Below are 21,575 nucleotides of genomic sequence, written 5' to 3'. Positions count from 1 at the left end.
ACCACCACCATGGCCAAGCGCATCGAAGCCTCGAACGTGACCGCCTACTACGGCGCCTTCAAGGCGATCGAGAACATCAACCTGACGGTCGAGCCGAAGACGGTGACCGCCCTGATCGGCCCGTCCGGCTGCGGCAAGTCCACCTTCCTCCGGTCGATCAACCGGATGCACGAGGTGCTTCCCGGCGCCCGGGTCGAGGGCAGCCTCACCATCGACGACCAGGACATCTACGACCGGGACGTCGACGTCACCGCCGTCCGCCGCATGATCGGCATGGTCTTCCAGCGGCCGAACCCGTTCCCCACCATGAGCATCTTCGAGAACGTGGTGGCCGGCCTGCGGCTCAACGGGGTCCGCAAGAAGTCGATCCTGGACGAGGCGGCCGAGAAGGCGCTCCGCTCGGCCAACCTCTGGGACGAGGTGAAGGACCGGCTCGGCAAGCCCGGCGCCGGCCTCTCCGGCGGTCAGCAGCAGCGGCTCTGCATCGCCCGGACCATCGCGGTCGAGCCGCAGGTGGTGCTGATGGACGAGCCCTGCTCGGCGCTCGACCCGATCTCCACGCTGGCCATCGAGGACCTGATGTTCCAGCTCAAGGACAAGTTCACCATCATCATCGTCACGCACAACATGCAGCAGGCCGCCCGCGTCTCGGACCGGACCGCCTTCTTCTCCATCGAGAAGACCGGCGACCCGGGCCGCCTGATCGAGTACGACAACACGCAGAAGATCTTCAGCAACCCCGGGGTGAAGAAGACCGAGGACTACATCACCGGCCGCTTCGGCTGAGCCGCCCCCGTCCCCGCCCACCGGCGTCCCGTCCCCGTCCCGGGCGGGGCGCCGTCGGCGTCTGCGCCCCCGGCTCCCGACCCCGTCGGCCGTCGGCCGACCCCCCGTCCCGTCGGTCCGGGACCCGGGCGCACGGCAGTGCCGGCACACGGCGGCGCGGGTGCGGCGGTCAGGCCAGCACGAAGCGGGGTTCGCCGTCGTCGGGCACGTCGAGGCGCGGGGTGACCGGGGTGGCGGCGTCCCGGGTCGCCGCCGCCGCGGCGACGCCGGCCAGGTCGCCGCCGGCCGCCACCTGGGCCAGGGTCACCAGGGTCGGCGGCAGCATGGTCAGCTCGCCCGCCTCCGCCCGGGCCAGGGCGTCCGCCGGGCGGATCCACAGGGTGTGGTCGGCCTCGCCGGAGACGTCCCGGGTCCGCTGCCCCTCGGGCAGGAGGGCCACGAAGAAGTACGTGTCGAAGCGGCGCGGCTCGAACTCCGGCGTGATCCACCGGCTCCAGGGCAGCAGCAGGTCCGACCGGAGGGTGAGCCCGCGCCGGGCGAGCAGGTCCGCGAAGCCGCCCCGGCGCTGCTCCAGCGCCACCCGGTCGTCCTCCCAGTCGTCGCCGCTCACGTCGCCCACCACGGCCCCGGCGTCGGGGCCGGCGAGCAGGACCCCGGCCTCCTCGAACACCTCGCGGGCGGCGGCGCAGACCACCGCCTGGGCGGCCGCCGGGGTCAGCCCCAGCCGCTCGGCCCAGCCGGCCGGCGTCGGGCCGGCCCAGTCCAGGTGTGCCTGCGAGTCCGAGGGGTCGACTCCGCCGCCGGGGAAGGCGTACATCCCGCCGAAGGCCATCGCGGCGACCCGTCGGATCAGGTACACCTCGAAGTCGTCGCCGGCCGGGCGGAGCAGCAGCACGGTGGCCGCGACCCGGGGCGCCGCCGGGGTGGCGCCTTCGGCGCGGAACCGGCGGGCGTGCTCCACCAGCGCCGGGGGTGCGGGGAAGCCGTCGGCGTGGATCGTCATGCGCCGAGCCTAGTTCCTGTCTCACGGCCGGCCGGGCGGTGCTGCCGTGAGCCGTGTAAGGAAGGGCCCCTTGTTAACGCATAGCGTTAACAAGGGGCCCTTCCTTACACGTCAGCTGAAGAGCGGGCGGGCCAGGAAGTACATCAGGGCGCCGATCGAACCGGCGGCCGGGAAGGTGAGGATCCACGCGCCGACGATGTTGCCGGCCACGCCCCACCGCACGGCGGAGAGCCGCTTGGTGGCGCCGACACCCATGATCGCCGAGGTGATCGTGTGGGTGGTCGAGATCGGGGCGCCGAGGACCAGCGCGTTGAAGTAGAGCACCGAGCTGGCCACGGTCTCGGCCGCGAAACCCTCCGGCGGCTTCAGGTCGATGATCTTCCGGCCGAGCGTCCGGATGATCCGCCACCCACCGGCGTACGTGCCGGCGGCCAGCACGGCCGCCGAGGTCCAGAACGCCCACTCCGGGATGAAGCTCGGGTCCTTCTGGTAGCCGCCCACGTAGAGGGCGAGCACCACGATGCCGATGGTCTTGGCGGCGTCCTGCATGCCGTGGCCGACCGACATCGCGGCGGCCGACGCGGTCTGCGCCCAGCGGAAGCCTCGGTTGAGCTTGCCGGGGTGACCCTTCCGGAAGATCCACTGCACGGCGATCATGACGATGTAACCGAGCAGGAAGCCGACCATCGGCGAGAGGACCATCGGGATGATCACGCTCTCCCCGATGCCGCTCCAGAGCACGGTGCCGGACGCGGCGACGGTCGAGCCGACCAGTCCGCCGATCAGCGCGTGCGACGAGGACGACGGCAGGCCGAAGTACCAGGTGATCAGGTTCCACACGATCGCGCCGATCACGCCGGCGAAGACGATGCCGAGGCTGGCCTGCCCGGTGGGTAGTTTCACCAGGCCGCTGCCGACGGTCTTGGCCACCTCGGCGCCGAAGTGGGCGCCGATGAAGTTGCCGACCGCCGCCATGGCCAGGGCCACCCGGGGTGTGAGCGCCCGGGTGGAGATGCTGGTCGCGATCGCGTTGGCGGCGTCGTGGAAGCCGTTGGTGTAGTCGAACGCCAACGCCACCGCGATCACCGCCAGCACGGCGATGAGTTCGGGGCTCACAGGATCAGGACTCCTTGACCGCGATGGTCTCGACGGTGTTCGCCACGTGCTCGAAGGAGTCGCAGGCGGCCTCCAGCTCGTCGGCGACCTCCTTCATCTTCAGCACGGTCAGTGCGTCGTACTCGCCGGAGAAGAGGCGGACCAGCAGCATCCGGTACGCCTGGTCGCCGTCGTTCTCGAGCCGGTTGCACTCGATCCAGTAGTCCTCGAGGTCCTTCATCGACTTCAGCCGCGGCATGGCCTCTGCGGTCAGCTTCGCCTGCGCGTCGAGGACGTTGATCAGCTCGTGCATCTCCCGGGGCAGCGACGGGATCTTGGTGAGCCCGTAGAGGTAGAGCAGGTTGCCGACCGCCTCGAGGTGGTCCATCACGTCGTCCAGCAGCGAGCCGAGCCGGTAGATGTCCTCCCGGTCGAACGGCGTGATGAAGGTGGAGTTGATCTTCTTGTAGAGCTCGTGGGTGATCTGGTCGCTGTCGTGCTCCACCTCGGTGAGCCGCTCGCTGACCGACTGCACCTCCACACCGGGCAGGGCCAGCTCGTTGAGCAGTTCGGTGCCCTTCACCAGGTTCTGCGCGGCCCTGGTGAAGAGCTCGTAGAAGGCGCCCTCGTTCGGGCGGAAGGAAAACTTCACAGCACGGACCTCGTCGTGTCGGTGGAAGGGTACGGCCGCCCGGAGGGATGCCCGACTGGGAATGCTAGGAAACGACGGAAGCGGGAATTCCGCGGCCTCCCCCTGGTCGGGCCACATTCATCGGTCGTTCACCTGCCGTTCACCTGAGACGTTTCCCTCAGATCCCAGTAGCCGCTCCCGTTCCCGCCGGACGTCGAAACCGGCAGGCGGATACCCCAGATCGAGGGGTGCCGAACGTCTCCCTGAGCAGGTGCGCGACCGCCCGGTCGCGGTACCACTCGCGGTCCGCCGGCACCGCGTACCAGCCCCGCCCCGTCGAGGCGGGACGGTGGGTGGGCCGGGGTGGCGGGAGAATGGGGCGACGGATCGGTGCTGGGAGGTTCGGGTGCGGGATCTGGCGACGGAGTTCGAGGCCGAGCGGGGGCGGCTGCTGGCGGTCGCGTACCGGATGCTCGGCAGCCGCAGCGAGGCCGAGGACGCCGTGCAGGAGACCTGGCTGCGGTACGCCGCCGCGCTCGCCGACCCGGCGGCCCGCGCCGAGATCCGGCACCTCGGCGCCTGGCTGACCACCGCCTGCGCCCGGATCTGCCTGGACGTGCTGCGCTCGGCGCGGGTGCGGCGGGAGACGTACCCCGGCCAGTGGCTGCCGGAGCCCGTGGTGACCCCGCTCGACCAGGGCCCGCGCACCGACGGCTTCGCGCCCGACCCGGCGGAGCGCGCGGTCCGCACCGACCAGGTCGGCACGGCGCTCATGGTGGTGCTGGAACGGCTCACGCCGGAGCAGCGGGTCGCCTTCGTGCTGCACGACGTCTTCGCCGTGCCCTTCCCCCGGATCGCCGAGGCGCTCGGCACGACCGACGCCGCCGCCCGCCAGCTCGCCTCCCGGGCCCGCCGGGCGGTGCAGGCGCCCGACGCGCCCCGAGACACCGCCGACCCGGCCGAGCAGCGCCGGGTCGTCGCCGCGTTCGTCGCCGCCGTCGAGTCGGGCGACCTGGACGCGCTGGTGCGGGTGCTCGCCCCGGGCGTGGTCCTCATCGGCGACAGCGGCGGCCACTTCCCGGCGGCCCGCCGCCCGGTGGTCGGCGTCGACGCGGTGGCCCGGTTCGTCCTGGGCCTCTTCGGCCGGGCCGGCCGCTACAGCGCCACGGTGCGCGCCCGCCCGGTGCTCGTCGACGGCGTGCTGGGGATGCAGATGGAGACGGTGCACTCCGACGGCCGGCCGCTGCGGCTGGTCGCCGCCCTGGCGGTGGACGGCGGCCGGGTGACCGGGATCTTCCACCAGCTCAACCCGGAGAAGCTGCGCGACGTGCCGCCGCTGGGGGCCGAAGACGGCTGGCCGCCACGCTGGTGACCCCGGCGCCGCGTCGGCGACATCCCGGCACCGCGTCACGGGCACCCGGAGGCCGCATCGGTGCCCCGTGGGGCCGCCGTGTGGGTGGCGGCGCTCGGGCGCGCCCGGCCACGGCGACCGCGCCGGCTCAGACCACCAGGGCGAGCCACTTCCGGTACGACGTGGCGAACGGCTCGGTGCCGTCGCCGAGCGCGCCGAGGAGCCACCGGGCCGCCGCCTCGGCCTCCGCCACCACGTCGTCCGGATAGCCGAAGCGGGCCCGGTGCTCGGCGAACTCGTCCTCGTCGCGCAGCTCGACCGCGCCGGTGGCCCGGCGGCGCACCACGTCCAGGTCCAGGTCGATCAGGTGGACGGTGTGGTCGTCCTCCCAGCGGGCCGGGCTGGCGATGTCGCAGTAGACCTCGCTGGTGCGCGGCGGCGGGTTGAACATGCCGGTCCACCAGCCCTGGTGGGGCACCAGGAGCACGAACGGGATCTGCTCGACCGACGGCCGGCCGTGGTAGACCGACTTCGTGCCCTCGGTAACGCCGAGCCAGACGCCGAGGTCGTCCTCGGCCAGCCGGCGGGCCGGGTAGTCGCGGTGGGCGCTGCCGTCGTACTTGCGGTAGATCACGCGGACCACGTCGCTCGGCATGAGTCGCACCCTAGCCGATACCGCCCATCGGTCGCCGCACGGAAGTTACCGGACTCGGCCCGTGGGATTCCGTACCGTGACGACGCCACGCCCGGATCGGCACGGCCGGTGTCGGCGGCGGCGGGTACCGTCGCACGGTGACTCCGCGCCTCGCCACCGGTTCCACCGCCCCCTCGCCCCGCACCGGAGGCCGCCGGCGGGGCTCCCGGCCGAGCGGGGCCGAGCTGCTCGCCGCCGCGGTCGGCGCGGTGCCCGGCGGCGCCGCGCGCCCAGGTCAGCAGCAGATGGCCACCGCCATCGAGGAGTGCGTGCGGGCGCGCGAGCACCTGCTCGTGCAGGCTGGCACGGGCACCGGCAAGTCGCTGGCCTACCTCACCCCGGCGCTGACCGTGGACGGCCCGGTGGTGGTCTCCACGGCCACCCTGGCGTTGCAGTCCCAACTGGTCGACCACGACCTGCCCCGGCTCGCCGACGCCGTGGAGCCGGTGCTCGGCCGCCGGCCCACCTTCGCCGTGCTCAAGGGGCGGCACCACTACCTCTGCCTGGCCCGGCTGGACAACTCCACGGAGGACGAGCCGGAGGACACGCTCTTCGACGCCCCGGCGGCGCGCCCCGCCGGCGGCACGAAGTGGCTCGGCGAGGCGGGGCGGCTCGGCAAGCAGATCCAGCGGCTGCGCGACTGGGCGGAGAAGACCGACACCGGCGACCGGGACGAGCTGGACCCGGGCGTCGACGACCAGGCGTGGCGGTTGGTCTCCATGCCGGCCCGGGAGTGCGTCGGCGCGGCCCGCTGCCCGTTCGGCGCGGAGTGCTTCGCCGAGGCCTCCCGCGCCCGGGCCCGCGAGGCCGACATCGTCGTCACCAACCACAGCCTGCTGGCCGTGGACATGCTCGCCGGCCGGCACATCGTGCCGCCGCACAAGCTGCTCATCGTGGACGAGGCGCACGAGCTGGCCGACCGCGTCTCCTCGGCCGCCCAGGCCGAGCTGGTGCCGGAGCTGATCGACCGCTCCGCGAAGCGGGCCCGCCCACTGCTGCGCCCGGAGACCGCCGAGTCGCTCACCGCGGCCGGCGACGCCCTGGCGGTCGGGCTGGCGGAGGCGCCGGCCGGGCGGATCACCTCCGGCTTGCCGGCCGCGCTGCGCGAGGCGTGCACCCTGCTCGACGCGGCCACCCGGGCGGCGCTCGACGGCATCGGCGAGATCAAGGCCGACGACCCCGATCCGGTGCGCAAGCAACAGGCCAAGGCGGTGCTCGACGAGCTCTCCGCCACCGCCCAGCGACTGTTGGAGGAGGCCGACCACGACGTGGCCTGGGTGGAGAAGAACGACAACACCGGCCGCCGGGCGCTGGTGGTCGCGCCGCTGTCGGTCGCCGGCACCCTCGCCACCCACCTGTACGACGAGCGCACGGTGGTCGCCACCTCGGCGACCCTGACGCTCGGCGGCCGGTTCGACACGGTGGCCCGGGCGCTCGGGCTGGAGGCGCCCCCGGCCGACCCGCCGTCACCGGCCGCCGCGGCCCTCGCCGCCCGCTCCGCCGGCCGCACCGACCCGGCGGGGCGCGCCGGGGTCACATCGGCCGCCGGGGCCGGCCCGGTCGGGGCCACGGGTGGCGGCGAGGCGACCGGACGCGCCGGGTCGGCGGGGAGCGAGCCGCCTGGTCCTGCGACCGGCACGCCCGGGCTGCCGGCGACGTCGGGGCCCGGGTGGCGCTCGCTCGACGTCGGCTCGCCGTTCGACTACGCGCGGCAGGGCATCCTCTACGTCGCCGCGCACCTGCCCCGGCCCAGCGTCTCCGGGCTGCCCGACGCGGCCGGCGAGGAACTGCTCGCGCTGGTCACCGCGCTCGGCGGGCGTACGCTCGGCCTCTTCTCCTCGCGACGGGCCGCGCAGCAGGCGGCGGAGCTGCTGCGCGCGCGGACCGACCTGCCCGTCCTGCTCCAGGGCGAGGAGGCGCTGCCGCTGCTGGTACGCCGGTTCCGGGAGGAGAAGGCGAGCTGCCTGTTCGGGGTGATGTCGCTGTGGCAGGGCGTCGACGTGCCCGGCGACTCCTGCCAACTGGTGGTCATCGACCGGCTGCCCTTCCCCCGGCCGGACGAGCCGCTCGCGGCGGCCCGGGCCGCCGCGGTCGACGCCAACGGCGGATCCGGTTTCGCCGCGGTGAGCGTGCCGATCGCCGCGGTCCGGCTGGCGCAGGGGGTGGGGCGGCTGATCCGGTCGACCGGCGACAAGGGCGTGGTCGCGGTGCTCGACTCGCGGCTGGAGACCGCGCGGGGCTACGGAGCCTTCCTGCGCCGCTCGCTGCCGCCGTTCTGGTACACCACCCGGCCGGAGGTCGCCCGCGGCGCCCTCGAACGCCTCGCCAAGGTCTGACCCGCCCAGGCGGGTCAGGGGGCCTTGGAGGCGACGACGACGGCGTCGGGCGGGGTGTCCGGGACGGTGCGGGCGGCGAGCCGGCGGACGGCCGTGTTCAGCACGGCGATCAGCGGCACCGAGACGAGCGCGCCGGTGATCCCGGCGAGCACCACGCCGGCCGCGATCCCGATGATCACCGCGAGCGGGTGGATGGCCACCGCGCGCCCCATGATCAACGGCTGGAGCACGTGCCCCTCCACCTGCTGCACCCCGATCACCACGCCGAGAATGATCAACGCGGTCACCAGGCCGCTGTCGACCAGCGCGACCAGGACCGCGACGACGCCCGACAGGGTCGCCCCGACGATCGGGATGAACGCCCCGAGGAAGACCAGCGCGGCGAGCGGGAAGGCGAACGGGATGTCGAAGACGACCAGGAAGATGCCGATGCCGACCGCGTCGATGAAGGCGACCAGCACGGTCGCGCGTACGTAGGCGACCAGGGTCGACCAGGAGGCCCGGCCGGCGTCGTCGACCTTCCAGCGGGCGGCCACCGGCAGCAGCCGGACCAGGAAGCGCCAGATCCGGCTGCCGTCACGCAGGAAGAAGAAGGTGGCGAAGAGCACCAACAGCGTGCCGGTCAGCACCTCGGCCAGCGTCGTGGCCGTGGAGAGGGCGCCGCTGGTGAGCTTCTCGGTGTTGTCGTTGACCCACTTCTGGCCCTCTTCGATGTAGCGGTCGAGCTGACCGTCGGAGAGGTGCAGCGGGCCCGTCTTGAGCCAGTCCTGGATCTGCCGGACGCCCTCCGACGACTTCTTGCTCAGCTCCGGCACGCCCTGGATGAACTCGTTCACCACCAGGGTCAGCGTGCCGATCACCGTGGCCAGGCCGCCGACCAGCACCACCGCGGTCGCCAGCGAGCGGGGGAAGCGCGCCCGCAGCAACCAGCCGACGGCCGGCGCGAGCAGCGCCGAGAGCAGCAGCGCGACCGCCAGCGGGATCACCACGATCTTGATGGTGCCGACGATCTTCAGCAGCGCCCAGGCGACGATGCCGATCACGATCAACCGCCACGACCAGGCGGCGGCGATCCGCAGCCCGCGCGGCACGTCGGCGTCGTCCCGGCTGGAGGTGGAGGTGTGCATCGCCGCGGGCGGCTCCGCCCCGACCACGGTCGCCGACGGCGCCGCCACCGGCCCGGGGGACGCCGGCGAGGCCACCCCGGCCGGCTCGGGAGCCTCGACCGGGTCCGTACGACGGGGGCGCACCGATTTCCGGCCCGACTCGTACGCGCGACGGAGCCGTCCGCGTACCCGCTCGAAGCGGCTCAAGCGCACCTCCTGGCTTCAGAACCTGGCCGTGCCCGCCCCGGTGGGCGGACAGGATACGTCCGACCACGCCACCGTAGGGCAGTTCCGCCACCCGGTGCCCCCCGCCCCCGGCGCGTAACCGCTCACGGCCGCCCGACCGGGACACGGTAGCGTTTCCGGCGTGACCGCCGACAAGAATCTCGACTCCGGCCTGCCGATCCGCCTGCTGCACGACCGCGTGCTGGTGCGGATGGAGGGGAGCGAGGGTGAGCGCCGCTCCACCGCCGGCATCGTGATCCCGGCGACCGCCGCCGTGGGCAAGCGGCTCGCCTGGGCCACCGCTGTCGGGGTGGGGCCGAACGTCCGCGCCATCGTCTCGGGCGACCGGGTCCTGTTCGACCCGGACGACCGCTCCGAGGTCGAGCTGCACGGTCGCGGGTACGTGCTGCTGCGCGAGCGCGACGTGCACGCCGTGGCCGCCGAGCGCGTGGAGAACGACTCCACCGGCCTCTACCTCTGAGCCCTCCCCGCCCGCCCCGCCGCGCGCGGCTGCGGGCGCCGGTGTCGTTTGCGACGCTCCCGGCCGGGAAGCCAGCCGCACCACCGGCCCTGGGGAGGGACGATGCCGGTATTCGTGAAGAAGCTGCTGCTCTGGGGAAGCGTCGCGTTCCTGATCTACTTCATGGCGTTCCGGCCGGAGGGCGCGGCGGAGATGTTCAAGGCGATCGGGGCGGGGCTGATGGCGATGGCGCAGGGCCTCGGCGACTTCCTCACCAGCCTGATGACCTGACGACCCGGACCACCACGGGGCGACCCAGGGGCGCCGCCCCAGCGGTGACCGCCGGCCGGGGACCGGGGCAGTGGTGGCCGGGCGGCCAGGGACCGGAGTCAGTGGTGACCGGGCGGCCAGGGACCCGCGGGTCGCGCGCCGGGCCAGCCGGGCGGGCCGTAGCCAGGGGCCCCGTAGCCGGCGGGAAAGGCCGGGGGCGGCGGGGCGAGCACCACCGGGATCGGCACCACCGGCTCGTCCGGCGCCTCGACCGGCCGCTGCGAGCCGTCCGGGAACCGCAGGTGGTAGCGGTGCCCGTCCCAGATCCCGGCCGGCGCCTGCGGATCCCTCCCCAGGAAGAACGACCGGTACGCGGCGATCGCCTCCAGCAGCTCCCGTTCCTCCCGCGCCGTCCGTTCCCGGTCCGCCGGCCTGCGGTCCAGGCCGCGCAGCGCGCCGTCGCGCAGCAGCGCCAGCCGGGTCGCCGCGAACTGGTAGCCGCGCATGGCCCGCACGCCGGCGTCCCCGGCCACCCGCTTGGCCCACACCCGGGCCGCGTGCCGTCGCCCCAGGCTGCTCAGCGCCGCCACCTCCGGCGGGGTCAGCCAGCCGGCCCGGACGTAGTCCGGCAGGGTGCGTTCGGTGAGCCGCCCCTCCCAGGCCCGCAGCCACACGGCCAGCCCGACCATGCCGAAGAAGATCGGCACCATCACGCCGATGAAGCCGTACAGCATGATCAGCGCCTCGCCGGTGGCCTGGGTGAGCGTGGGCAGCAGGTTCCACAGGCCGTGCAGCATCATCGCCAGCAGCAGGCCGGCGATCGGGGCGAGCACCCGGACGCGCCGGTCGGCGGTGCGGGCGGCGATGCCCAGCCCGACCCCGGTCATCGAGGTGAACAGCGGGTGGGCGAAGCCGAAGAGCAGGATCCGGACGATGAAGATCGCGATGACCTGCTGCGTGCCGGTCGCCGGGCCGTACCGCTCGACGCCGGTGGCGTAGCCGTAGCCGCCCAGGTAGAGGATGTTCTCCACCATGGCGAACCCGATCGCGGAGAGCCCGCAGTAGACCAGGGCGTCGGTGATCCCGGAGATCTCCCGGCGGCGGAAGATCAGCAGCAGGATCGGCCCGAGCGCCTTGGTGAGCTCCTCGATGAACGGCGCGACCAGCACCGCCGTCAGCGCGGTCGGCAGCCCCCAGTCGTCGAAGAGCCCGGACGAGAACTCGTTGACGGTCAGCGAGGCGGCGGTCGAGACGAACGCGCCCCAGGCGAAGCAGAAGATCAAGTATTTCAGCGGTTCCGGTTCGTACCGGTCGAGCCAGAGGAAACAGCCCACCAGCACCGGAACCGGGAGGATCGCCGCGACCAGGCCGATCAGCAGCGCCTGCACGCCGAGGCTCTCGCCGAGCGTGAAGACCATGAACACCGCGCAGGCGGCGATCAGCAGGACGACCCCGGCCAGCACCAGGGCCCGCCGCCAGCCCAGCCGGCGCAGCGGCATCCGGGGAGCGGCCGCGCCCGACGGCGGGACGGCGGGCACGGTCGGCGACGGCGGCAGGGGTGCGCCGGGCGGGGTGTCGGCCATGCGGTCAGCGTAGTCACCCCCGGCCGGCTGGACCGGGCGCATCCGCGCGCTATGCTGCTGGCAGGTCACGAGCGCCAGCGTCAAGCCCCGGCTTGCTGGCCGGCAACCCTCGTCGAGGTTCGCGGTGGGGTGCCCCGGGTGATGACCGGGCCCGGCCCGATTCGCGTGCCGGGCAAGCGCGGACCCCGCCCGGTGTGCCCACCCGGGGTCCCCGGACCCGGAGGTCGGCCGATGACCGTCACCCTCGTACCCCCGCCCGCGCCGCACCCGACGCGGACCGCGCCGCCGGCTGCGACCGCCGGGCCGCTCGACGTGCTCGGCGTGCCGGGCCAGGTCAACCTGGACTACGCGGCCACCGCGCCGTGCGCGCGGGCCGCCGCCGACGCGGTGGCCGAGCTGCTCCCCTGGTACGCCAGCGTGCATCGCGGCGCGGGGGCGCTGTCCCGGCGCTGCACCCTCGCCTACGAGCGCGCCCGGCAGACCGTCGGCGACTTCTTCGGCGCCCGCGCCGGCGACCACGTGCTCTTCACCCGCAACACCACGGACGCGCTGAACCTACTGGCCCGGGTGCTGCCCGCCGGCACCACGGTGGTGACCTTCGGCGGGGAGCACCACGCGAACCTGCTGCCCTGGCCGCGCGGATCGGTCCGGCTGCCGGTGCCGCGGGAGCCGGCCGAGGCGGTCCGGGCGCTGGACGCCGCCCTCACCGAGCTGCGCAGGCCGGGCGCGGGGGGCGGCCCCGGCGCCGACCGCCACCCGCCCGTGCTCGTCGCGGTGACCGGGGCGAGCAACGTGACCGGCGAGCGCTGGCCGGTGGCGGAGCTGGCCCGGGTGGCCCGGCGGCACGGGGCCCGGATCGCCGTGGACGCCGCGCAGCTCGCCCCGCACGCGCCGGTGGACATCGCCGCCCTCGACGTCGACTACCTCGCGGTCTCCGGCCACAAGCTGTACGCGCCGTTCGGCGCGGGCGTGCTCGTCGGGCGGGCGGACTGGCTGGACGCCGCGCCGCCGTACCTGGCCGGCGGGGGCGCCACCGGTCACGTCGGCGCGGCCACCCACGACGTACGCTGGGCGACCGGACCGGCCCGGCACGAGGCGGGCACGCCGAACCTGCTCGGCGCGGTCGCCCTCGCGGCGGTCTGCGGCGCCCTGGCCGGGGCCGACCGGGCGGCGCTGCACGACGCCGAGCAGGCCCTGCTGGCCCGGCTGCGCCGCGGCCTGGCGGCCCTGCCGCACGTGGTGGAGCTGCGCACCTTCGGGCCGGACGCGCCGCGGGTGGGCATCGTGTCGTTCGTGGTGGCCGGCCGGGACTCGGCGGACGTTGCGGCGGAGCTGGCCGGCAACCACGACATCGGGGTGCGCGACGGCCTCTTCTGCGCCCACCCGCTGGCCCGGCGACTGCTCGCCGAGGCGGCGGCGCGCAGCGGCCGGCGGGACCTGCCGCCGACCGCCCTGCGCGCGAGCGTCGGCCTGGGCAGCACGGCGGAACACGTGGACCGGCTGCTCGCCGCGCTCGCCGCGGCGGCCTGAACGACCGCCGCCGCACGGCTGACCCGCGGGGCGGCGGGTCAGCCGACCGGCGGGGCGGTGGGCGGCTTCGGGGCGGCGGCCGGCTCGGCCTGGCCGCTCGGGGTGTCCTGGTCGCCGAAGGACTTCCGGACCAGGCGGTTCGCCTCCTCCTGGCTGATCCCGGAGGCCACCAGCAGGTCGCTGGCCGTGGTGCGCACCTGCGCGATCACCACGCTGCCGGAGAAGCCCACCCCCTCGGCGTACGCCCGGCCGGCCTCGCTCACCGCGCGCAGCGCCCGCTCCCGTGCCTTCTCCGGCTCCTCGCCGACGGCGAACTCGTGCTTGAGCAGGCGTACCGACTCGGCGAGGTGGGCCGCCGCATCCGGCATCGGCTCCGGCACGGGCTCCTCGTCCTCGATCAGGGTGACCGCGCGCCGGATCAGCGTGCCGGCGTTGCGCATCGCCCGGTCGATCGGGTCGGCGGCCTCGGCGTAGTGGGTGAGTTCGTCCCGCCGGTGCCACCGGGCCGGCGAGAGGACGGCGGTCTCCTTCGCCCCCTCGATCGCCTCGGTGAAGGTGGACAGCTCCTCCTGGTTGTTGCGCAGCCGGTCCAGGGCTTGTTGGGCCTTGTCCCGGTCCCGTTGGCGGAGGGCGTCGGCGGCGCCGTCGAGCTGGGCGGCGAGCAGGTCGAGCGCCGGCCGGGCGGCCCGGTTGATCACCCGGAGCGGATTGAGCGGCAGCAGGACCGAGGTGACCAGCAACGCGATCCCGCCGCCGACGAACGCGTCGACGAACCGGGGGATCTCCAGGTTCGCGGTCTTCGGGCTCAGCGTGACGATCAGCACGGCCGTGGCCGCCGCCTGGATGACGATGGAGACGCTGGCGCCGGCGAAGATGGTCAGCACGATCGACCCGGTCACCACGAGGCCGAGCTGCCACGCCCCGGCGCCGACCAGGTAGATGAGGAAGTCGCCGACGGCAACGCCGACCGCGACCCCCACGATCAGCTCGACCGTGCGGCGGAGCCGCTGACCGACCGAGGCGGCGAGGGTGCCGACCGCGGAGATCGGCGCGAACACCGGCTCCGGGTTGCCCAGCAGATTGTGCGCCGCCCACCAGGACAGGCCGGCGGCGAGGCCGGCCTGCACGGCCAGGCCCCACGCCATCCGCACCCGGTGCAGCCGGTCGTGCAGGGTCGCCCTGCCGCGGTGCCGCAGCTTCTCCATCGCGTCGGCGATGCGGGCCGCGTCGATGTCCGTTCCGCCGTCGCGTCGGATGGCGCGCCGCACCAGCGAGAGTCGACGGTCCCGGGCCACGGCCATGGCGGGGACTACCCGTACCGGGGCGGGTGAATCCTCCGTGTCGGCGGCGGTGCGGCAGACTCGGCCGCATGGCCGACCTTCTCGACCGGTGGCGGGCGGCGGCCCGGGGCGCCGGGGCGACCGACCCGGCGCAGCGGGACCGCGCCGGGGCGGAGCTGCTGGGGCGCTGGCGGGAACCGCACCGGCACCACCACACGGTCGCCCACCTGACCGTCGTCCTCGACGTGGTCGACGCGCACGCGTCGTCCGCCGCGCGGCCGGACCTGGTGCGCCTCGCGGCCTGGTGCCACGACGCGGTCTACAACCCGCGCGCCGAGGGCGACGCCAACGAGCGGGACAGCGCGGCGCTCGCCGACGCCCTGCTCACCCGGTCGGGGCTGCCGGCCGACGCCGTGGCCGAGGTCCGCCGGCTGGTCCTGCTCACCGCCGGGCACGCCGTCGACCCGGGCGACGCCGACGGCGCGCTGCTCTGCGACGCCGACCTCGCCGTCCTGGCCGCACCACCCGGGGCGTACGACCACTACGCCGCCGCGATCCGCCGGGAGTACGCGCACGTGCCCGACCCGGCCTTCCGGGCCGGCCGCGCCCGGGTGCTCGCCGGGCTGCTCGCCCTGCCGGCCCTGTTCCGGCTGCCGCCGCTGGCCACCCGCTGGGAAGCCCGGGCCCGCGCCAACCTCGCCCGCGAACTGGCCACCCTCCACTGACTCCCGGCCCCCACCCCCGGCCCCCACCCTCGGCCTCCGCGATCTTGCAGTTTCGGCCCGGGCGAAAGCCGTGAATCACCGCATAGACAGGGCCGGAACTGCAAGATCGGCGGAGGGGTGGGCGGCGGGGGTGCGGGGGCGGGTCAGGTGCTTCGGTCGGCGCAGGCCGGCCTGCCGGAGCAGGCGCACGAGCTCCCGGCTCGGCACCACCCGGGCACCCAGCCAGACCGCCGCGGCGAACCGCTCGGCGGGAATGTCGTAGTGGTCCCGGTCGAAACCCCGGCGGGGCACCCCCAGCGCCTCGGCGAAGGCGTGCACCTCCGCGTGGGAGACGTCGCTGATCAGGTGGGACCAGAGCCGCCCCCGCCACGGCCAGGCGGGCCGGTCCAGGTAGAGCATGCCGGCCAAACTACCCGGTGCGAGGGCCGGTTGTCGGTCGCGTGCGGCCGACCGTAGCCTCGGCGGCATGGCCGGACCCCCTCTCCTCGACGACCTCCGGGCGGCGCTCGGCGACGACGCCGTGCTGACCGACCCGGACCTGCTCCGGATGCACGAACGGGACGAGGCGGATCTCTGCGCCGCCGGCACGCCCCTGGTGGTCGTCCGTCCCCGCAACACCGCCCAGGTCTCCGCCGTGCTGCGGGCGGCCGCCCGGCACGGCGTGCCGGTGGTCCCGCAGGGGGCGCGGACCGGGCTGGCCGGCGCGGCCAACGCGGTCGACGGCGCGGTGGTGCTCAGTACGGTCGCGATGGACGCCATCCTGGAGATCGACCCGGTGAGCCGGATCGCCGTGGTGCAGCCCGGCGTGGTGAACGCGACGCTCGCCGCCGCGGTGGCGAAGCAGGGGCTGTGGTACCCGCCCGACCCCGGCTCGTGGGAGTCCTCCACCATCGGCGGCAACGTCGCCACCAACGCGGGCGGCATGTGCTGCGTCAAGTACGGCGTCACCACCGAGTACGTCCTCGGCCTGGAGGTGGTGCTCGCCTCCGGCGAAGTGCTGCGCACCGGCCGGCGCACGGCCAAGGGCGTCGCTGGGTACGACCTCACCCGGCTCTTCGTCGGCTCCGAGGGCACCCTGGGCGTGATCACCGAGGTGACCGTCGCGCTGCGTCCCGCCCCGGCGGAGTCGCTGACCATGGTGGCGGTCTTCCCGTCCACCGCCGCGGCCGGCGCGGCCGTCGCCGAGATCGCCGCCCGGGGCCTCTCCCCCAGCCTGCTGGAATTGCTGGACCAGACCCACCTGCGGGCGATCGAGGCGTACCGGCCGATGGGCCTGCGGACGGACGCGCAGGCGCTGCTGCTGGCCGCCGCCGACACCGGCGCCCGGGCGGCCGACGACCTGGCCGGGCTGGCCGCGGTCTGCGAGGCAGCCGGCGCCGACGAGGTGTACGCGGCCACCGACGCCGTGGAGGCGGCCGCCCTGTTGCAGGCCCGCCGGCTCGCGCACCCGGCCATGGAGAGGTTCGCCGCGGACGCCTACCCGGGTGGCAACGGCGGCCTGGTCATCGACGACGTGGCGGTGCCCCGGGGCGCGCTGGCGGCGCTGCTGGACGGGGTGGCCCGGATCGCGGCGGAGTGCGACGTGCCGATCGGCGTCGTCGGTCACGCCGGCGACGGCAACATGCACCCGAACATCGTGGTGGACCGGGCCGACCCGGCGAGCCTGGAGCGCGGCCGGCGCGCCTTCGACGAGATCATGCGACTCGGCCTGGAGCTGGGCGGCACCTGCACCGGCGAGCACGGCGTGGGCCTGCTCAAGCGGGACTGGCTGGCCCGCGAGATCGGCCCGGTGGGCGTCGCCGTGCACCAGGCGATCAAGGCCGCGCTCGACCCGACCGGCCTGCTCAACCCCGGCAAGGTCCTCTGACGGTGAAGATGTGGGAGCGGGTCACCCCGCCGGTCTGACTCACCCTCTGACAGGCCCCTGCCGGGGCCGACGCGCGGCGGTAGCCGCCAGGCGTGGCGGGGCGCCGCGCGGGGCGGCGGGACACCGCGGTCGGCCGTCGAAGGTTGGGGTGGGGGAACGGTCAGCGGGACGACGACGGTAGTTCGACGGGATCGTCGTCCGAGCCGCGGTCGGCCGCGAAGCCCCGGACGTCGGGCGCGCCGAGCCGGGCGGCGTCCGCCGTGGCGTCGTCGGGCATCAGCTGGGACTGGCGTTCCGCCTCCACCCTGGCCCGGTAGTGCTCCACCTCACGGGCCCGGGTGGCCTCGTCCCAACCGAGCACCGCGCCCATCAGCTCGGCGGCGTGCCCGGCCGACTCCAGGCCGCGGTGCGCGGTCTCGATGGAGATCCGGGTCCGCCGGGTGAGCACGTCCTCCAGGTGCAGCGCCCCCTCCGCCCGGGCCGCGTACGTCACCTCGGCCGCGAGGTATTCCGGGGCACCGGCCAGCGGGGAGGCGAGCAGCGGGTCGGCGTCGACCAGCGCGAGCAGCTCCAGGGTGAGGGTGCCGTAGCGCTCCAGCAGGTGCTCGACCACCCCGACCGGCATCCCGTGCCGGCGGGCCAGGTCCGCCCGACCCCGCCACATCGCCGGGTAGCCGTCCGCACCCAGCAGCGGCAGGTCGGCGGTACGCGAGGGGCGTACGGCGCCGAGCCGGTGGGCGGCCCGGTCGACCACGTCCGAGGCCATCACCCGGTACGTCGTGTACTTGCCGCCGGCGACCAGCAGCAGCCCGAGCATCGGCTCGAAGACGGCGTGCTCGCGGGACAGTTTCGAGGTGGAGTCGGCCTCGCCGGCCAGCAGCGGCCGCAGCCCGGCGTAGACGCCCTCGATGTCGGCCGTGGTGAGCGGCCGGTCCAGCACGGTGTTGACCTGCTCCAGCAGGTATTCGATGTCCCGGGCGGAGGCGGCCGGGTGGGACCGGTCGAGCCGCCAGTCGGTGTCGGTGGTGCCGATGATCCAGTGCCCGCCCCACGGGATGACGAAGAGCACGCTGGTCGCCGTACGCAGGATCAGCCCTGCCTCGCCGGTGATCGCCGAACGGGGCACCACCAGGTGCACGCCCTTGGAGGCCCGGACGCGGATGCCGGGGCGCAGCCCGACGTCGTTCAGCATCCGGGACATGTCGTCGCTCCACACGCCGGTGGCGGCGATGACGGTGCGGGCGCGCACCTCGAACTCGGCGTCCGGGGAGCCGGCCGGCGCCTCCAGGTCGCGGACCCGGACGCCGGTGACCTCGCGGGCCTGCCGGATCAGCCCGACCGCCCGGGCGCTGGGCACCACGGTCGCGCCGAGGCTGGCCGCGGTGCGGGCCAGGGTCACCACCAGCCGGGCGTCGTCGACCTGCCCGTCGTAGTAGCGGATCGCGCCGGCCAGCGCGTCGGCCCGCAGGCTGGGGAAGACCCGGCGGGCGCCCTCGCGGGTCAGGTGGCGGTGCAGCGGCATGCCCCGGCCGCCGCCGAAGATCCCGGCGAAGGCGTCGTACGCCGCCACTCCGGCGCCGTAGTAGGAGCGGCGGAACAGCCGGCCGGGCAGGTCGCGCGCGCCGCGCCCGCCGGGCAGCGGGACCAGGATGGGCACCGGCCGCACCAGGTGCGGGGCGAGCCGGGTGGCGAGCAGGCCGCGCTCGGTGAGCGCCTCGTGCACCAGGTGGAACTCCAGCTGCTCCAGGTAGCGCAGGCCGCCGTGGATCAGCTTGCTGGAGCGGCTGGAGGTGCCGGCGGCGTAGTCGCGCGCCTCCACCAGGGCCACCTTCAGCCCCCGCGAGGCCGCGTCCAGGGCGGCGCCCGCCCCGGTCACCCCACCGCCGATGACCAGCACGTCGAAGCGTTCGGCCCGCAGGCGGCGCAGGTCGGCGGCCCGGCGCTCCGGGGAGAGCTGGCTGGCCTCGGTTCGGGACACGTTGGGGTCGCGCACCCGTCCACGGTAACCGTCACGGCCACACCGGCGGCACACACCGTCCGCGCCGTACTGTCTGAGGAATGGAGATCGGCCCCCCGTTCCCCGCTGGTCAGCCCGCCCCGCTCCCGACGGCCGCGCCGGCCCGGTCGAGCCCGTGGCCCGTGGTGGCGGCGGTGGTCGCCGGTTGCTGGACGGTCGGGTTCGTGGTGGTCAGCCAGCTCGGCGGGTGGCTGGCCGACCAGATCGTGCTGGCCTCCGGGCTGCACCGCGTGGTGTGGCTCTGGCCGGCGACCGTGCTGTTCACCGTGCTGCTGGTCGGCGCGCCCGCGCTTTCGCTCGCCCTGCTGCCCCGCTCGCCGGCGGTCCGCGCCACCGGCCGGGCCTGGCTGGCCGCGGCGCTCGTGCTCGGCGCGCTGGGGCTGCTCCGGGCGCTCCCGCCGGTGCACCACGAGGCGTACCTCGCGGCGCTGGCCGCCACGGCCGCCCTGGCCGCCCTCGTCCTGCGGGCGCTCGCCCGCCGCGCCGCCGCGCCGCACCGGCCCTCCGCCCCGACCGCCACCCTGCTCGGGGTGGCCGGCGGGCTGGCGTTGCTGCTGCCGTGGGTCTGGCTGGGGGCGCTCGGCGGGCTGCTGGAGACGGTGCTCGCCGGGCTCGCCGCCGCCGCCCTGGGCGTGCTGGCCGGGGCGCTGCTGGACGACGCCTTCTGGTCCCGCTTCGCCGTCGGCGAGCCGCCCCGGCCGGCCCGGCTGGTGCTGGTCGGCGGGCTGGTCGCCGGGGTCGCGCTGCTCGTCCTCGCCGCCGGGGTCGGGCAGTCCGGGGCGCAACTGCCCCTGCTGCTGACCCTGCCGCCGGCCGGCTTCGCGCTGGCCGCCCTGCACGCGGCGGCCCGCCGCCCGGCCGCCGCCACCCCGGCCGCGCCGCCGGACACGGCGCCGGCCGACCCGTCGGGCACCGCCCCGGCCGACCCGCCGGGCACCGCCCCGGCCGCCCCGCCGGGCACCGCCCCGGCCGACCCGCCGGGCACCGCCGGAAGTGAGCCGGGCGGGCGGGCCGGGGTCCGCGCCGCCACCCGCTGGCTGGTCGGGCTCGCCGTGTTCGGCCCGCTGGCCTGCACCGATCCCGAGGAGATCACCCTCGTCCTGGCCAACACCCGCGACGTGCCGTTCTGGGTGGCGGCCGCCGCCGGCGCCGGGCTCGCCGTCGCGGCCGTGCTCGCCGTGGCGTACGGCGTGCTGCTGGCCCGGCCCCGCAGCCGGCGGCCGAGCCGGCGGGTGGCCGGGGTGACCGCCGCGGCCCTGCTGGTCGCGGTCGGCGCGGTGGCCGTCGGCGCGGGTCAGCCCGGCCTGCACGGCGAGCGGCTGTTCGTGGTGCTGCGCGAGCAGGCCGACCTGGACGGGGTGCCGGCGACGGCCGGGCGGGCCGGCCGGGACGCGCGGGCCGGCGAGGTCTACCGGCGGCTGGTCGACACCGCCGAGCGGACCCAGGCCGACCTGCGCCGGGACCTGCGCCGGCTGCGGCTGGACCACACCCCCTACTACCTCGTCAACGCGGTCGAGGTGGACGGCGGGCCGGCGGTGCGGGCCTGGCTGTCCCGCCGGCCGGAGGTGGCCCGGGTGCTGGTCAGCCAGCGGGTGCGGCCGCTGCCCGCGCCGGCCGGCCGCAGTCGGGGCACCGCGCCCGCGCCGGCCGGCCCGGAGTGGAACGTCCGGATGATCGGCGCGGACCGCGTCTGGTCGCAGCTCGGGGTGGACGGCTCCGGGATCGTGGTGGGCAGCTCCGACTCCGGGGTGGACGGCGGGCACCCGGCGCTGGCCGCCGGCTTCCGGGGCGGCGACGACTCCTGGTACGACCCGTGGGACGGCACCCGCTCCCCGACGGACCAGGGCGGGCACGGCACGCACACCGTGGGCAGCGCGGTGGGCCGAGGGGGGATCGGGGTGGCCCCGGGCGCGCAGTGGGTGGGCTGCGTCAACCTGGACCGGAACCTGGGCAACCCGGGGTACTACCTGGGCTGCCTCCAGTTCATGCTGGCGCCCTTCCCGCCCGGCGGGAACCCGTTCACGGACGGGCGCCCGGCGCGCGCCCCGGAGATCCTCACCAACTCGTGGGGCTGCCCGCCGATCGAGGGCTGCGACCCGCGGGCGCTCCGGCCGGCCACCGCCGCCCTGGAGGCCGCCGGCATCCTGGTCGTTGCCGCCGCCGGCAACACCGGCCCGTACTGCGGCTCGATCGACGACCCGCCCGCGCCGTACGCGGACGTGCTGACCGTCGGCGCGGTGGACCAGCGGCGCCGGGTCACCGACTTCTCGTCCCGTGGACCGGTGGCGGGGGCGGCGAAGCCGGACCTGGTCGCCCCCGGCGACGAGGTGCTGTCGGCGATGCCCGGCGGCGGGTACGCCGCCCTGAGCGGCACCTCGATGGCGACCCCGCAGGTGGCCGGCGTCGTGGCGCTGATGTGGTCGGCCAACCCGGCGCTGGTGGGCGACCTGCCGCGCACCCGGCAGATCCTGCGGGACACGGCGACCCCGGCCGACGCGACGTACGCCTCCCGGACGGAGACCTGCGGCGGCGACGCGAACATCACCGGCGCCGGCCTGGTCGACGCGTACGCGGCGGTGCGGGCGGCCCGCGGGTGAGCGGCCCCTGCCCTCCCCC

General features: G+C 75.4%; 18 protein-coding genes and 1 riboswitch. Of the genes, 9 read left to right on the top strand and 9 right to left on the bottom strand.

The genetic code is table 11. The features are described from left to right. Positions 1-9 precede the first annotated feature (9 nt). Positions 10-786, top strand: coding sequence for a phosphate ABC transporter ATP-binding protein PstB (gene pstB / locus ACGFZ2_RS24595; RefSeq protein WP_350684604.1), 777 nt, complete (start codon positions 10-12; stop codon positions 784-786). A 169-nt stretch (positions 787-955) separates the two neighbouring features. Here the strand turns inward: pstB and ACGFZ2_RS24590 are convergent, their stop codons facing one another. From ACGFZ2_RS24590 to ACGFZ2_RS24580, 3 genes are all read right to left on the bottom strand, one after another. Further along, positions 956-1,789 (bottom strand): NUDIX domain-containing protein, encoded by an 834-nt coding sequence (locus ACGFZ2_RS24590; protein ID WP_393457249.1) that lies wholly within the window; start codon positions 1,787-1,789, stop codon positions 956-958. 111 nt (positions 1,790-1,900) lie between these two features. Continuing rightward, entirely contained in the window at positions 1,901-2,905 is a 1,005-nt protein-coding gene (locus ACGFZ2_RS24585; protein ID WP_393264673.1) for an anion permease, read from the bottom strand. A gap of 4 nt (positions 2,906-2,909) precedes the next feature. Next, positions 2,910-3,536 (bottom strand): DUF47 family protein, encoded by a 627-nt coding sequence (locus tag ACGFZ2_RS24580; protein ID WP_350706910.1) that lies wholly within the window; start codon positions 3,534-3,536, stop codon positions 2,910-2,912. 385 nt (positions 3,537-3,921) lie between these two features. Between ACGFZ2_RS24580 and sigJ the strand changes: the two genes are divergently transcribed. Beyond that, on the top strand, positions 3,922-4,887 hold the full coding sequence (gene sigJ / locus ACGFZ2_RS24575) for an RNA polymerase sigma factor SigJ (RefSeq protein WP_393457246.1): 966 nt from the start codon (positions 3,922-3,924) through the stop codon (positions 4,885-4,887). A gap of 127 nt (positions 4,888-5,014) precedes the next feature. Here sigJ and ACGFZ2_RS24570 read toward each other — a convergent pair whose 3' ends face one another. Beyond that, entirely contained in the window at positions 5,015-5,521 is a 507-nt protein-coding gene (locus ACGFZ2_RS24570) for a DUF402 domain-containing protein (RefSeq protein ID WP_350706906.1), read from the bottom strand. Between the two features lie 248 nt (positions 5,522-5,769). Here ACGFZ2_RS24570 and ACGFZ2_RS24565 point away from each other — a divergent pair, with 248 nt between their 5' ends. Then, on the top strand, positions 5,770-7,896 hold the full coding sequence (locus ACGFZ2_RS24565; protein ID WP_393265028.1) for an ATP-dependent DNA helicase: 2,127 nt from the start codon (positions 5,770-5,772) through the stop codon (positions 7,894-7,896). A gap of 14 nt (positions 7,897-7,910) precedes the next feature. On the opposite strand, the gene ACGFZ2_RS24560 is transcribed toward ACGFZ2_RS24565, so the two are convergent. Beyond that, on the bottom strand, positions 7,911-9,209 hold the full coding sequence (locus tag ACGFZ2_RS24560) for an AI-2E family transporter (RefSeq protein WP_393457243.1): 1,299 nt from the start codon (positions 9,207-9,209) through the stop codon (positions 7,911-7,913). A 160-nt stretch (positions 9,210-9,369) separates the two neighbouring features. On the opposite strand from ACGFZ2_RS24560, the gene ACGFZ2_RS24555 reads away from it, so the two are divergent. Both ACGFZ2_RS24555 and ACGFZ2_RS24550 read left to right on the top strand, forming a co-directional pair. Next, positions 9,370-9,708, top strand: coding sequence for a co-chaperone GroES (locus ACGFZ2_RS24555; RefSeq protein ID WP_350686889.1), 339 nt, complete (start codon positions 9,370-9,372; stop codon positions 9,706-9,708). A 102-nt stretch (positions 9,709-9,810) separates the two neighbouring features. Next, positions 9,811-9,978, top strand: a complete 168-nt coding sequence (locus ACGFZ2_RS24550) for a hypothetical protein (RefSeq protein ID WP_350706900.1) — start codon at positions 9,811-9,813, stop codon at positions 9,976-9,978. 98 nt (positions 9,979-10,076) lie between these two features. Here ACGFZ2_RS24550 and ACGFZ2_RS24545 read toward each other — a convergent pair whose 3' ends face one another. Further along, on the bottom strand, positions 10,077-11,540 hold the full coding sequence (locus tag ACGFZ2_RS24545; protein WP_393457240.1) for a PrsW family intramembrane metalloprotease: 1,464 nt from the start codon (positions 11,538-11,540) through the stop codon (positions 10,077-10,079). A gap of 63 nt (positions 11,541-11,603) precedes the next feature. Next, a riboswitch (SAM riboswitch) is annotated at positions 11,604-11,725 on the top strand. Between the two features lie 46 nt (positions 11,726-11,771). Here ACGFZ2_RS24545 and ACGFZ2_RS24540 point away from each other — a divergent pair. Further along, on the top strand, positions 11,772-13,070 hold the full coding sequence (locus tag ACGFZ2_RS24540) for an aminotransferase class V-fold PLP-dependent enzyme (protein ID WP_393457237.1): 1,299 nt from the start codon (positions 11,772-11,774) through the stop codon (positions 13,068-13,070). Between the two features lie 38 nt (positions 13,071-13,108). On the opposite strand, the gene ACGFZ2_RS24535 is transcribed toward ACGFZ2_RS24540, so the two are convergent. Next, on the bottom strand, positions 13,109-14,365 hold the full coding sequence (locus tag ACGFZ2_RS24535; RefSeq protein ID WP_393457468.1) for an aromatic acid exporter family protein: 1,257 nt from the start codon (positions 14,363-14,365) through the stop codon (positions 13,109-13,111). A gap of 74 nt (positions 14,366-14,439) precedes the next feature. On the opposite strand from ACGFZ2_RS24535, the gene ACGFZ2_RS24530 reads away from it, so the two are divergent. Then, a complete protein-coding gene (locus ACGFZ2_RS24530; RefSeq protein ID WP_393457234.1) occupies positions 14,440-15,075 on the top strand; it encodes a metal-dependent phosphohydrolase in 636 nt (211 codons plus the stop codon). A gap of 75 nt (positions 15,076-15,150) precedes the next feature. Here the strand turns inward: ACGFZ2_RS24530 and ACGFZ2_RS24525 are convergent, their stop codons facing one another. After that, positions 15,151-15,474, bottom strand: coding sequence for a DUF4031 domain-containing protein (locus ACGFZ2_RS24525; RefSeq protein WP_393457231.1), 324 nt, complete (start codon positions 15,472-15,474; stop codon positions 15,151-15,153). Between the two features lie 67 nt (positions 15,475-15,541). On the opposite strand from ACGFZ2_RS24525, the gene ACGFZ2_RS24520 reads away from it, so the two are divergent. Beyond that, a complete protein-coding gene (locus tag ACGFZ2_RS24520) occupies positions 15,542-16,942 on the top strand; it encodes an FAD-binding oxidoreductase (RefSeq protein ID WP_393457228.1) in 1,401 nt (466 codons plus the stop codon). Positions 16,943-17,102: 160 nt separating this feature from the next. Here the strand turns inward: ACGFZ2_RS24520 and ACGFZ2_RS24515 are convergent, their stop codons facing one another. Continuing rightward, on the bottom strand, positions 17,103-18,920 hold the full coding sequence (locus ACGFZ2_RS24515) for a glycerol-3-phosphate dehydrogenase/oxidase (RefSeq protein WP_393457465.1): 1,818 nt from the start codon (positions 18,918-18,920) through the stop codon (positions 17,103-17,105). A gap of 80 nt (positions 18,921-19,000) precedes the next feature. Between ACGFZ2_RS24515 and ACGFZ2_RS24510 the strand changes: the two genes are divergently transcribed. Continuing rightward, positions 19,001-21,556, top strand: coding sequence for a S8 family serine peptidase (locus ACGFZ2_RS24510; protein WP_393457225.1), 2,556 nt, complete (start codon positions 19,001-19,003; stop codon positions 21,554-21,556). Positions 21,557-21,575: the final 19 nt, after the last annotated feature.

The sequence above is a fragment of the Micromonospora sp. NPDC048063 genome (assembly GCF_043202855.1).
GTDB lineage: Bacteria > Actinomycetota > Actinomycetes > Mycobacteriales > Micromonosporaceae > Micromonospora.
Note: the sequence above shows the minus strand (reverse complement) of the source record. Positions and strands in the feature narration are given on the sequence as shown.

Excerpts from the sequence above, each read along its gene's own strand:
- ACGFZ2_RS24540 (WP_393457237.1), top strand. The coding sequence starts at position 11,772 with ATGACCGTCACCCTCGTACCCCCGCCCGCGCCGCACCCGACGCGGACC.
- ACGFZ2_RS24530 (WP_393457234.1), top strand. The coding sequence starts at position 14,440 with ATGGCCGACCTTCTCGACCGGTGGCGGGCGGCGGCCCGGGGCGCCGGG.
- ACGFZ2_RS24550 (WP_350706900.1), top strand. The coding sequence starts at position 9,811 with ATGCCGGTATTCGTGAAGAAGCTGCTGCTCTGGGGAAGCGTCGCGTTC.
- pstB (WP_350684604.1), top strand. The coding sequence starts at position 10 with ATGGCCAAGCGCATCGAAGCCTCGAACGTGACCGCCTACTACGGCGCC.
- ACGFZ2_RS24525 (WP_393457231.1), bottom strand. The coding sequence starts at position 15,474 with ATGCTCTACCTGGACCGGCCCGCCTGGCCGTGGCGGGGGCGGCTCTGG.
- ACGFZ2_RS24510 (WP_393457225.1), top strand. The coding sequence starts at position 19,001 with ATGGAGATCGGCCCCCCGTTCCCCGCTGGTCAGCCCGCCCCGCTCCCG.
- ACGFZ2_RS24570 (WP_350706906.1), bottom strand. The coding sequence starts at position 5,521 with ATGCCGAGCGACGTGGTCCGCGTGATCTACCGCAAGTACGACGGCAGC.
- ACGFZ2_RS24520 (WP_393457228.1), top strand. The coding sequence starts at position 15,542 with ATGGCCGGACCCCCTCTCCTCGACGACCTCCGGGCGGCGCTCGGCGAC.
- ACGFZ2_RS24545 (WP_393457240.1), bottom strand. The coding sequence starts at position 11,540 with ATGGCCGACACCCCGCCCGGCGCACCCCTGCCGCCGTCGCCGACCGTG.
- ACGFZ2_RS24590 (WP_393457249.1), bottom strand. The coding sequence starts at position 1,789 with ATGACGATCCACGCCGACGGCTTCCCCGCACCCCCGGCGCTGGTGGAG.